Origin of the sequence: Micromonospora andamanensis, assembly GCF_016863495.1 — a bacterium.
Taxonomy (GTDB): domain Bacteria; phylum Actinomycetota; class Actinomycetes; order Mycobacteriales; family Micromonosporaceae; genus Micromonospora; species Micromonospora andamanensis.
In genome coordinates this window covers 18,639-29,282 of sequence record NZ_BOOZ01000069.1, presented here as the reverse complement: position 1 = coordinate 29,282, position 10,644 = coordinate 18,639, and the positions used below count along the sequence as shown (strand labels likewise).

Here is a 10,644-nt window from a genome sequence, read left to right as displayed (position 1 = left end):
CCTTCTGGTCGCCCTTATGTGCTGCACATCCCTTATGTCGGGGCCGAAAGTGCAAGATCGCGGGGATCTGGTGGGTCGGGTGGGACGTTCAAGATCGGTTCGGTCGCGTACCGTTGCGGCTCATGGGTGTGTCGCAACGGTTGAAGACCAGGTTCCGCCGGTTCCTCCAGCGCCCGGGGACGACTGTCGATCTGGCTCCGCTGGAGAAGCTGCTGCCGGTCATCGAGGCCCGCGAGGAGGAGATCTCGGCGTTCGACGACGCCGAACTCACCGAGGCGGCGGCGACGGCGTCGAGCTACGAGGAGATCTGCGCGCTCGGCCGTGAGGCGGCCCGTCGAGGCATCGACCAGCGTCCGTACGATGTCCAGCTGCTGGGCGCCATGTCGCTGCTCTCCGGCAAGGTCGCCGAGATGGCCACCGGTGAGGGCAAGACGCTCACCGCGGCGATCGCCGCGTACGGGCACGTCCGCCTCGGCAACGGGCCGGTGCACGTGCTCACCGTCAACGACTACCTGGCCCGCCGCGACGCCCAGTGGATGGAGCCGATCTACACCCTGCTCGGGCTCACCGTCGGCTGGGTCAACGAGGCGTCCACCCCGATCGAGCGGCGTGCCGCGTACGCCTGCGACGTCACCTACGTGTCGGTGAGCGAGGCCGGCTTCGACTTCCTCCGCGACCAGCTCGTCACCGACATCGAGGACCGGGTGCAGCGCCCGCTGCGCACCGCCATCGTCGACGAGGCCGACTCGATCCTGATCGACGAGGCCCGGGTGCCGATGGTGCTCGCCGGCTCGGTACCGGGCGAACAGGACCCGGTGCACGCCGCCGCGGCGCTCGTCCGCGGCCTGCGGAGGGGCAAGCACTTCACGGTGGCCGAGGACGGCCGCAGCGTGGCCTTCACCTCCGCCGGCCTGGCCGCCGTCGAGGCCAAGCTCGGCATCGACCTGTACGACGAGGAGAACGTCGAACAGCTCTCGGCGGTGAACGTGGCGCTGCACGCGCACGCGCTGCTGCACCGGGACGTGGACTACATCGTCCGGGACGGCACCGTCGAGCTGATCGACGAGATGCGGGGCCGGGTCGCCCAGCGCCGCCGGTGGCCCGATGGGCTCCAGGCGGCGGTCGAGGCCAAGGAAGGGCTGGACGCCTCGGCGGAGGGTGAGGTGCTGGGCACCATCGCCGTGCAGGCGTACGTCGGGCTCTACCCGATGGTGTGCGGCATGACCGCCACCGCGGTACTCGTCGGCGACCAGTTGCGGGAGTTCTTCGGCCTGGAGGTCGCGGTGATCCCGCCGAACACCCCGTGTGTCCGGGCCGACGAGCCGGACCGCATCTACGCCACCCGGGCGGAGAAGGAAGAGGCGCTGATCGACGAGATCCGGCGCTGCCACGCCGACGGGCGGCCGGTGCTTGTCGGCACGCTCGACGTCAAGGAGTCCGAGCAGTTGGCGGCCGGGCTCAACGCCGCCGGAGTGCCGTGCGTGGTGCTCAACGCGAAGAACGACGACGAGGAGGCGGCGATCATCGCCGAGGCCGGCTCGTTCGGCGCGGTCACCGTCTCCACTCAGATGGCCGGCCGGGGCGTGGACATCCGCCTCGGCGGAAGCGACCAGGCCGACCGGGAGCGGGTGGCCGAGCTGGGCGGCCTCTACGTGATCGGCAGCGGCCGGCACGACAGCCGCCGCGTGGATGACCAGTTGCGTGGCCGGGCCGGTCGCCAGGGCGACCCGGGTGGGTCGGTCTTCTTCGTCAGCCTGGAGGACGACCTCGTCGTCCGCCACGCCGGTGACTCGGTGCCGCCGTCGCCCCGGATGAACGCCGACGGCCTGGTCACCGACGCGCAGGTGGACTACGCGGTCGAGCACGCCCAACGGGTCGCGGAAGGGGTCAACCACGAGATCCACCGCAACACCTGGCGGTACAGCGTGGTGATCGAGCAGCAGCGCAAGGCGCTCGCCGAGCGGCGGGAGCGGCTGCTCACCAGCGACGTCGCCGCGCTGATGCTGCTGGACAAGATGCCGGAGAAGGCCGGCGAGATGGACGAGGACCTGCTGGCGCAGGTCGCCCGCTCGATCGCCCTCTACCACCTCGACCGGCTGTGGGCGTCGCACCTGGCCGAGCTCTCGGAGGTCCGCGAGGGCGTGCACCTGCGGGCCCTGGGCCGGCTCGATCCGCTCGACGAGTTCCACCGGGCCGCGGTTCCGGCGTTCACCGAACTGGTCCCGGCGATCGAGGCGCGGACGCTGGCGACCTTCGCCGAGACCGAGTTCGACGAGGACTGGGAGCCGGACGCGGCGGAGCTGGTCCGTCCGAGCGCCACCTGGACGTACCTCGTGCACGACAACCCGTTCGGTTCCGAGCTGGACCGGCTGATCGCCTCGGTCGGGCGGCGGCTCAGCGGAGCCGGTTCCCGCTGAGGTCGGCTGGTCCGGCACGCCCCTCCCGGCGGCACCCGTATCCTGGGAGGGGCACCGCTTTGCGCCGTTTCGACCGTTGTGGCGTGGGTAGTAGGGCGGTCGTGTTGTCGAGGGTGGCCGCCAGCGCGGGGGCCCAGCCGAGGAGGAGACGGGTGGCGACGCTGACCGGGCGTACGGGAGTCGCAGGCCGGTGAATCTGGAGACGCGTGCACCGCTGGCGGAGACGCTCGGCGTGCTGGAGACGGCTGCCCTGCTGCGGGAGATGACCGCCGGGTTGATCGCCGTGGACGACTTCGACGCGGCGCTGTCCGCGCTGGTCCAGATCACCCGGGAGGCGTTGGCGGGGGTCAGTTGGTGCGGCTTCACCGCCCTGCGGGCCGGCGAGCCGGCGGGTGTCGCCGCCTCCGATCCCCGGCTGAGCGGGCTGGACGATCTGCGCTACGGCGCGGACACCCCGGCGATGGACGCGATCCGCCGCCGGGAGATGGTCGGCGCGGACGAGTTGGGTGTGGAGCCCCGCTGGCCGGAGTGGACACCCCGGGCCCGGGAGTTGGGTGTACGGGGAGTGATCTCGGCACCCGTGGACATCGACGACCAGGTGATCGGCGCGATCAACCTGTACGCCGCCGAACCCGACGCGCTGACTCCCGGCCACCAGTTGACCGCGATGCTGCTCGCCGAACACGCGGGTCTGCTGCTGGCCGCGGTTCGCGACCGGGAGAAGCGTGCCGCGCTGACCGGGCAGCAGGACACCGCGCTGCTCAACGACGGCGTGATCGGCCAGGCCGTTGGCGTCATCATGACCCAGCGGGGTTGTCCCGCCGAGGACGCCCTCGACGTGCTGCGCAGCGCGGCGTCGTCGCTGTCGATCCCGCTCCGTGAGGTGGCGGAGCGGCTGGTCAGCACGGTCTCCCGGCCCCGGGACAACTGACCGGAGCGTGTCGTTTGGCCCGGGTGGCGCCCGGGTAGCACCCTGGGCTGATGGATTGAACCTACCCAGGGGGACCAGATGCAGAGCCGGCTGCGGGTGCAGGGACACCCCATCCAACCGATGCTTGTGACCTTTCCGTACGGGCTCTTCGTCTGTGCCGTCATCTTCGACCTCGCCGACGTGGTCGGCGGTCCGGTCTTCCTCGGCGAGGTTGGTTACTGGACGGCGGTGGCCGCGCTGGTGGCGGCGGCGCTGACGGCGATCGCCGGAATGGTGGACCTGTGGGACGTGCCGCCGGACCGCACCCGGCGCACCGCGATCAGCTTCAACGTCGTCAACGCGGGCATGGCCGGGCTGTTCCTGCTCTCCTGCCTGATCCGGGCGGACGCGACGAACCGGGGCGCCGGCCCGGCGCTGCTGGTCGTCGAGCTGCTCGCCCTCGGCGTCGGTGGGGTGGGCGTACACCTCGGTGCGCGGCTGATGCGGCACTTCGAGGGCAGCCGTCCCGAGGCGGCGAGCGTCGAGATCGTACGCGGCCTCGACGCCCCCACCGTCGAGGTCGTCCGCCCCCGTCCGTAGCGCCCGCTGTCCACCCTGGAGCGCCGGTCCTGCCCCGGCGTGCCCACCGCAGGCGGGAGACCGCCGTGGGGGACGGACAAGGCGTTGCCGCGGTCCGGTCGAGGGGTGGGCGTTCGACTGGCTCACCTGGCGGGCCACCGAGGAACGCCCACCCTGGGGATACGCGCGACTAGTGGCGGCCCGGATGGCGAGCGCCGACGCGGCGAGCCCCCCTAAGCCCGCAGGAGGGCGAGCATCTCGGGCAGGTCGAAGAACTCGGCGGTGGCCACCGCCGACGGGTTGCCGCCGTCGGGGTCGGCGCCCGCGTCGAGCAGTGCGCGTACCGCCTCGGCGTTGCTGCGGAACACCGCAGCGGCCAGCGCCGTCTGGCCCCGATCGTTCGCGCGGGAGTGGTCGGCGCCCCGGTCGAGCAGTGCCCGCACCGTCTCCGGGTGGGCGTGGTACGCCGCCAGGATCAGCAGGCTGTCACCCTTCTCGTTGGTCAAGTTGACCGGCAGCCCCGCGTCGACGTACCCGGCGAGGTCCGTGGTCGCACCGTCGCGCGCCAGGTCGAACATCCGGTGCGCGAATTCCAGGGTCTCGGCGTCGAGTTCGTCGCTCACCGGTACAGGTTAGTCGGCGCCGGCGCGCCGCTCGCCACCGCCAGCCGACGAGTGATCTTCAGGCTGGGCCGCCGTGTCGGTCCGGGATCGTCCGCCGCGATCGGGTGCCACAGCGTCCCGCCATACGGGATTGCCTACTAAACCTATAGGCTTTACCGTCTAAGCTGGCTGGGACAACCGCTGACGACCGTCGCGAGGATCTGATGCCCTCCGTACCCACCGAATCGGACCTGCTCGCCGTTGCCCGACGCTGGGCCGCCGACCCCGCGAGCTGGCCGGTGCCGCTGCGCTTCGACCCCGCCACCCGGTGGTACGCCCGGCTGGCCGCCCACCACGACCACGAGGTGTGGGCGCTGAGCTGGCTCCCCCGCCAGGGCACCGAACTGCACGACCACGGCGGCTCCTCCGGCGCCTTCCTGGTGGTCTCGGGAAGCCTCACCGAGCAGACCGTCAGCGGCGGCCGGCTGCGTCCGCACCTGCTCGCCGCCGGCTCCGGCCGTCGCTTCGGCCCCCGGCACGTGCACATGGTGACCAACCGGCACGTCGAACCAGCGGTCAGCGTCCACGTCTACCGCCCGGCGCTGCACCGGATGACTCGCTACCGGCTCGTTCAGGGCCGGCTACGGGTCGCCGAGGTGGCCCAAGCCGGCGTGGCATGGTGAGACGCCGACCGGCCTCACCGCCCGCGTCCGGCCCGATGATGTCCTGGAGGGAACCGCCCATGTCGCAGATCGAACCCGCCGCCGACTGTCCGGTGCCGGTGCCACCCCCGGGCTCCCGGGGCATAGCCGAGATCCTCGCCGCCGCGCGCGCCCGTCTCGACCGACTCGACCCGGAGCGGGCGCACCTGGCGTACCGGGCGGGTGCCCTGCTCGTCGACATCCGTCCCGCCGCCCAGCGGGCGGCGCACGGCACGGTGCCGGGTGCCCTGGCCATCGAGCGCAACGTGCTGGAGTGGCGACTGGATCCCCGGTGCCCCGCCCGGCTGCCGCAGGCTGTCGGCTACGACCTGCCCGTGGTGATCCTCTGCCAGGAGGGCTACACCTCGTCGCTGGCCGCCGCCTCGCTTCAGGACCTCGGGCTGCACCGGGCGACCGACGTGGTCGGCGGCTTCGCCGCCTGGCAGGTCGCCGGCCTGCCCGTGCTCGGCCCCACCCCACCGGCCGCACCGCCCGTTCTCGCGCCCCCGGCGACCGCCGGCCGGGCGTCCCGCTGAACCGCCCCGCCCGTCGGCGTGGCGGTGTTCCCAGGAGGCCACCGTGTCCGTCGTCGCTCTCGGCCCGCGCCAGCACCCACCCCGCCACACCAACCGGATCCGGCCGGTGCGACAGCGCACCCGGCCAACCCTGACCATCACCGTGGACCTCGGTTCAGGCCCGGTCAGCCCGCGTCTGAACCGGCTGCTCGAACTGCTCGCCGAGATCACCGAGTCGGGTGAGGGGCGACTGTCCCGGGCCGACGACGCCCCGGCCGCCGTGGCAGACCCGGACCTGGTCCGGATCCGCACCGGTCCGCGTGCCGTACGCCAGGGCGACCGGACGATCCCGCTGACCCGCATCGAGTACGACCTGCTGCTGTTCCTGGCCGAGCGGCCCCGTCGGGTGTTCACCAGGCTGCAACTGCTGCACGCGGTCTGGGGCTACGACCACGCGATGGCCCGTACCGTCGACGTGCACGTCCGCCGGCTGCGGGCCAAGCTCGGCGCCGGCAGCCCACTGCTGACCACCGTCCACGGTGTCGGCTACCGCCTCGCCGACGAGGCACGGGTGATCGTCGAAGGTTGACCCGGCCCATCGGCGGCGCGTGGCGGTCCGTGGGTCGACACCGCTGTCCCGTTCGCGTGACGGCCTGGGCGTGGGAGCGCGAACAGCCGACGTCACGGCGGGTGCGGACATCCCGCCCGAAGGCCGCGAACGGTGTCGACCCACCCCCCGTATCAGGTCAACTGGCGACTCTGCTGTAATCATCTGGCCTCGTACGCAGAGCGAGCGGACGGCTCCGATGTGTCGGTCAATTGTCACATTCATGCAACGCAGCCGCCTCTTGACCCTCGCACAGGCGCCGGGAAGCATCGATAGAGCGGCGTCCCGGGGCCGTGGGGAAAACCCGGACCAGCCAAGGAGGACCATGTCGGTCAGCCCCGCTTCGTCGCGCGCCGGATGGCATACGTCCCAACCCGCGGTGCCCGGTCGACCTCCCGGCGGTCAGCGTCGTCCCGCAAACACCGCCGCCCCCGTGCTCACGGTGACCCTGTCCATCCCGCTGGCCTGCGAGGAGTCGTTGACGCCAGCCGCCCGTCGGCTGCTCGACGCGGCGCGGGAGATGCTGGAGCGGGGCGAAGGCACCATCACCACAGTCGGTCCGGTCGTCCCGGAACGCCGTGCCGAGGCCGTGCCGGCGGGCCGTACGCCGACACGGCAGCTCGCGCCCGCCTTCCCGACCCTGCACATCCTGGCGTCCTCCCGGTCGGTGCTGCGCGACGGTGAGCCGTTGCCGCTGACCCGGCTGGAGTTCGACCTCCTGCTGCACCTGGTCGCGCACCCCCGGCGGGTCTTCACCCGACTCCAGTTGCTCAACGCCGTCTGGGGTTACGAGCACGCCGGGGTACGCACTGTCGACGTGCACGTGCGTCGGCTACGCGGCAAGGTCGGCGTGGACGTTCCGTTGGTCACCACCGTCTACGGGGTCGGCTACCGGCTGGCCGACGACGCCCGGGCCACCCTCGACCGCGCCGGCTGACCCGCCGCCGCACCGGCCGGGAAGCGACGCGGATCGGGCTCGGCCGGGACGGGCGTGGGTGCGCCGACCAGCGGGCACCATTGTCGGATGCGCGTGCGACCCATCTCACCGCCGCTGCTCGTCACCGAGCTGGCCGACCGGCTCGCCGGCGCGGCGTCGACCGGGCGGCTGCGGGTCGGGGTGGACGGTGCGCCGGCCGCCCGCCCCGACCACCTGGCCGAGGCCCTGGTCGACCCGCTGCGCGCCCTCGGCCACCCGGTGCTGCACGTACGGGCCGAGGACTTCCTGCGCCCCGCCTCGGTACGCCTGGAACGGGGTCGGACCAACCCGGACGCGTACTACGAGGGCTGGGTGGACGAGGCCGGCCTGCGCCGGGAGGTGCTGGACCCGGCGGGCCCGGATGGGCACGGCAGGGTGCTGCCCTCGCTCTGGGACGCCCGGGCGGACCGGGCCAGCCGGGCAGCGTACGTCGACCTGCCGCCCGGCGGTGTGGTGCTGGTCAGCGGCGCGTTCCTGCTCGGCGGTGGGCTGGCCTTCGACATCGTGGTGCACCTGGAGATGTCGGCCGCCGCGCTGCGCCGGCGTACCGACCCGGAACTGGCCTGGACCTTGCCCGCCTTCGACAGGTACGTCGCCGAGGTGGCCCCTGCCAGCTTCGCCGACGTGCTGGTCCGGGTCGACGATCCGCGCCGCCCGGCGTTGGTGAATCCGTGAACCTGTCGGTTTGAGCCGTGGACAACGAGGGTAAACGCGGGGCTCACAGCGCCCGGGTGCGATGACTTGGGCGGTATGACCGGGTGTGGACCGACCCGCCCGCGCAGACCATATGGCCCAGGAAAGGCAGGCAGCGATGCTCGTCCACGACACGGTCGGCACGAGCCGATCCCAGGCGGAGATCGACCAGATCCGGCTCTCCCTGCAGGCCCGCCACGACGAGCTGACCGAGGAGTACCAGCAGGCGGTGCAGCAGAGCCAGGTGCTGCGGCTCGTCGAGGTCGGCGACACCGCCGGCGACGACCAGGCCGACAGCGGCACCAAGACGGCCGAGCGGGACACCGCGCAGTCGCTGTTGCGGACCATCCTGGACCGTCGCGCCCAGTACGAACACGCGCTCGTCCGGCTCGCCGAGGGCACCTACGGCTTCTGCGAAGGCTGCACCGCGCCGATCCCGGTCGAACGGCTGGAGATCTTCCCGTCGGCCACCACCTGTGTCACCTGCAAGCAGACCCGCGAACGTCGGGCGGCCTGACCCGTAGCGGTTGCCGGTCGGTCCGGGGCACGGTGAACTCCACTCATGGGCGAGATCATGGTGGGCACCGCCTCCTGGACCGACCGGACCCTGCTGGATTCGGGCTGGTATCCCCAAACGGCTGACACGCCGGAGAAGCGGCTGGCCTACTACGCGCGCCAGTTCCCACTTGTCGAGGTCGACGCCACCTACTACTCGCCACCCGCCGAGCGCACGGCGAAGCTCTGGGCTGAGCGGACCCCTGCCGGTTTCACCTTCAACGTGAAGGCGTTCAGTCTGCTCACCGGTCACCCCACCCGGGTCAGCGCGATCTACAAGGACCTGCGACCGGAGACCGACAAGCGCAACGTCTACCCCGACGACCTGCCACCGCAGGCGTACGAGGAGGTCTGGACCCGTTTCCTCAGCGCCCTCGACCCGCTTGTCGAGGTGGGCAAGCTCGGCGCGTTGCTGTTCCAGTTTCCGCCCTGGTTCACCATCCGGCGGGACAACAAGCAGTACCTGCTGGAGGTGACCCGCCGGTGCGCGCCGCTGCGTCCGGTGTTCGAGTTCCGGCACGCCTCCTGGTTCGACGGCGACAACGCCGCGGAGACCCTCGACTTCCTGCGTGAGCACCGGCTGGCGTACGTCAGCGTGGACATGCCGCAGGGTCACCGCTCCTCGATCCCGCCGGTGCTGGCCGCCACCTCGGACCTCGCCGTGGTGCGCTTCCACGGCCACAGCGACAAGTGGACCAGCAAGGACATTCACGAGAAGTTCGGCTACCACTACTCCGCGCGGGAGCTCAAGGACTGGGCGCCCAAGCTCCGCGAGCTGGCCGGCGAAACCGAGCAGACCCACGTTCTCATGAACAACTGCTACCGCGACTATGCCCAGACCAACGCCCAGCAACTCCAGGCCCTGCTCACCGGGACCGACTGACCCCTCGCCAACACCAGAGCCCGGAGCCGGGCAGCCGGTCGCCTTGCGCGGGCCGGCGACACCTGGGCAACCGCAGCGGACACATTCCGTAGCCACCCCCGCCCCGACCGACCTACCGCACTGCCTCCTTTGCTCTGCTTCAGCGGACGCAATGGATTACTCCGGGTGTCTGACCGCCCGGCGGTCCCGTCATCGCCTCGACGAATATCGCCTGTTCAAGGGCTACTGCGTGGGTTGAAGCAGAGCAAAGGGCGCGGGGAGGTATAGGCGGCCTATGCCAACCTGATTACGGAGGGTGATGGTCGGCGGCCGTGCCGCCTAGTACGGAGGGTGTTTTCCTGGGCGAATCGCATCGACCCGGTCCGGGCCTGTCTCGCGCAGGCGGGCCGGAGGGCGTGCAGGCGGGCGCGCGGGCGGTGGGTTCTCACCCGGACCGGGTGAGGACGACTCACCCGGGCGGTGCGGAGCATGGTGGCAGCGGCGCGGGTGCTCCGGTGATCGTCCGCGCGGAAGCGACACCACGGAGGTGGCTGGCGATGACCGTTCGGCTGGTACCGCACCGGCGGCGCGATGCCGTCCTGCGCATTGTCGGAGCGTCCGAGCCGCCTCGGCGGGCGGCACGTGTCGGGCGGGACAGCCCGATCCGGAACCGGCGTGGCCCGGCGGGTCCGCCGCGACGCCACGACGACCGACGGTGGGAAACCGACAGACGGGGGTGGACAGATGGCTGAGCAGTTCCAGTCCGCGATCGAGTCCTCGATGGACAAGACCAACCTGATCCTGAAGGACATCGAGAAGGCGTACGGATGGCCGAAGGAGCAGCGCAACCAGTCGTACGCCGCGTTGCGTACCGTGCTGCACCTGCTGCGTGACCGGATGCCGGTGCAGGAGAGCGTGGAGTTCTCCGCCCAGCTGCCGATCGTGGTGCGGGGCGTCTACTTCGACGGCTGGCAACCGCAGAACGTCCCGATCAAGCTCAACCGGGACGACTTCCTCTACGAGGTCCGCCAGGGCTTCCCGTACGACGTGGCGGGCGGTCCGGAGCGGGTGGTCCAGGTGGTGCTGGACACGCTGCGCCGGCACATCACCCAGGGCGAGTGGGATGACGTCAAGGACACCATGCCCGCCGACCTTGCCCGGATCATGCCCTGACCCGGGCCCGTCGCGACCCGCCCCACAGTGGGGTGGGTCGACGCCTGCCTGCTC

The 10,644-nt window shown here is 71.6% G+C and carries 12 protein-coding genes; 11 read left to right on the top strand and 1 reads right to left on the bottom strand.

Translation table 11 applies throughout. The features are described 5' to 3' along the window. The first annotated feature begins 122 nt into the window (after positions 1-122). The 3 genes from secA2 to Van01_RS31015 all read left to right on the top strand — a co-directional run bounded on the left by secA2 (position 123) and on the right by Van01_RS31015 (position 3,927). Positions 123-2,417 (top strand): accessory Sec system translocase SecA2, encoded by a 2,295-nt coding sequence (gene secA2 / locus Van01_RS31025; RefSeq protein WP_204015181.1) that lies wholly within the window; start codon positions 123-125, stop codon positions 2,415-2,417. Between the two features lie 190 nt (positions 2,418-2,607). Further along, on the top strand, positions 2,608-3,348 hold the full coding sequence (locus tag Van01_RS31020; RefSeq protein WP_204015178.1) for a GAF and ANTAR domain-containing protein: 741 nt from the start codon (positions 2,608-2,610) through the stop codon (positions 3,346-3,348). A 78-nt stretch (positions 3,349-3,426) separates the two neighbouring features. Beyond that, the gene (locus Van01_RS31015; protein ID WP_204015175.1) at positions 3,427-3,927 is read left to right on the top strand and encodes a DUF2231 domain-containing protein; all 501 of its coding nucleotides are present in this window, start codon (positions 3,427-3,429) and stop codon (positions 3,925-3,927) included. A gap of 212 nt (positions 3,928-4,139) precedes the next feature. Here the strand turns inward: Van01_RS31015 and Van01_RS31010 are convergent, their stop codons facing one another. Next, positions 4,140-4,529, bottom strand: a complete 390-nt coding sequence (locus Van01_RS31010) for an ankyrin repeat domain-containing protein (RefSeq protein ID WP_204015170.1) — start codon at positions 4,527-4,529, stop codon at positions 4,140-4,142. 203 nt (positions 4,530-4,732) lie between these two features. Here Van01_RS31010 and Van01_RS31005 point away from each other — a divergent pair, with 203 nt between their 5' ends. The 8 genes from Van01_RS31005 to Van01_RS30970 all read left to right on the top strand — a co-directional run bounded on the left by Van01_RS31005 (position 4,733) and on the right by Van01_RS30970 (position 10,590). Beyond that, positions 4,733-5,191, top strand: a complete 459-nt coding sequence (locus Van01_RS31005; RefSeq protein WP_204015167.1) for a cysteine dioxygenase — start codon at positions 4,733-4,735, stop codon at positions 5,189-5,191. 59 nt (positions 5,192-5,250) lie between these two features. Continuing rightward, positions 5,251-5,745, top strand: coding sequence for a rhodanese-like domain-containing protein (locus Van01_RS31000; RefSeq protein ID WP_204015165.1), 495 nt, complete (start codon positions 5,251-5,253; stop codon positions 5,743-5,745). A gap of 43 nt (positions 5,746-5,788) precedes the next feature. Continuing rightward, positions 5,789-6,313, top strand: coding sequence for a winged helix-turn-helix domain-containing protein (locus Van01_RS30995; RefSeq protein ID WP_204015162.1), 525 nt, complete (start codon positions 5,789-5,791; stop codon positions 6,311-6,313). 343 nt (positions 6,314-6,656) lie between these two features. Further along, positions 6,657-7,268, top strand: a complete 612-nt coding sequence (locus Van01_RS30990) for a winged helix-turn-helix domain-containing protein (protein WP_204015159.1) — start codon at positions 6,657-6,659, stop codon at positions 7,266-7,268. 87 nt (positions 7,269-7,355) lie between these two features. Then, positions 7,356-7,982 (top strand): nucleoside/nucleotide kinase family protein, encoded by a 627-nt coding sequence (locus Van01_RS30985; RefSeq protein ID WP_204015156.1) that lies wholly within the window; start codon positions 7,356-7,358, stop codon positions 7,980-7,982. Between the two features lie 136 nt (positions 7,983-8,118). Further along, complete coding sequence (locus tag Van01_RS30980) at positions 8,119-8,517, top strand: TraR/DksA family transcriptional regulator (protein ID WP_204015154.1); 399 nt, start codon at positions 8,119-8,121, stop codon at positions 8,515-8,517. A 45-nt stretch (positions 8,518-8,562) separates the two neighbouring features. Continuing rightward, a complete protein-coding gene (locus tag Van01_RS30975; RefSeq protein WP_204015152.1) occupies positions 8,563-9,438 on the top strand; it encodes a DUF72 domain-containing protein in 876 nt (291 codons plus the stop codon). Between the two features lie 723 nt (positions 9,439-10,161). Then, entirely contained in the window at positions 10,162-10,590 is a 429-nt protein-coding gene (locus tag Van01_RS30970) for a DUF2267 domain-containing protein (RefSeq protein WP_204015150.1), read from the top strand. The last annotated feature ends 54 nt before the right edge of the window (positions 10,591-10,644 follow it).

Excerpts from the sequence above, each read along its gene's own strand:
- Van01_RS30975 (WP_204015152.1), top strand. The coding sequence starts at position 8,563 with ATGGGCGAGATCATGGTGGGCACCGCCTCCTGGACCGACCGGACCCTG.
- secA2 (WP_204015181.1), top strand. The coding sequence starts at position 123 with ATGGGTGTGTCGCAACGGTTGAAGACCAGGTTCCGCCGGTTCCTCCAG.
- Van01_RS30990 (WP_204015159.1), top strand. The coding sequence starts at position 6,657 with ATGTCGGTCAGCCCCGCTTCGTCGCGCGCCGGATGGCATACGTCCCAA.
- Van01_RS30970 (WP_204015150.1), top strand. The coding sequence starts at position 10,162 with ATGGCTGAGCAGTTCCAGTCCGCGATCGAGTCCTCGATGGACAAGACC.
- Van01_RS31015 (WP_204015175.1), top strand. The coding sequence starts at position 3,427 with ATGCAGAGCCGGCTGCGGGTGCAGGGACACCCCATCCAACCGATGCTT.
- Van01_RS30985 (WP_204015156.1), top strand. The coding sequence starts at position 7,356 with ATGCGCGTGCGACCCATCTCACCGCCGCTGCTCGTCACCGAGCTGGCC.
- Van01_RS30980 (WP_204015154.1), top strand. The coding sequence starts at position 8,119 with ATGCTCGTCCACGACACGGTCGGCACGAGCCGATCCCAGGCGGAGATC.
- Van01_RS31000 (WP_204015165.1), top strand. The coding sequence starts at position 5,251 with ATGTCGCAGATCGAACCCGCCGCCGACTGTCCGGTGCCGGTGCCACCC.
- Van01_RS31005 (WP_204015167.1), top strand. The coding sequence starts at position 4,733 with ATGCCCTCCGTACCCACCGAATCGGACCTGCTCGCCGTTGCCCGACGC.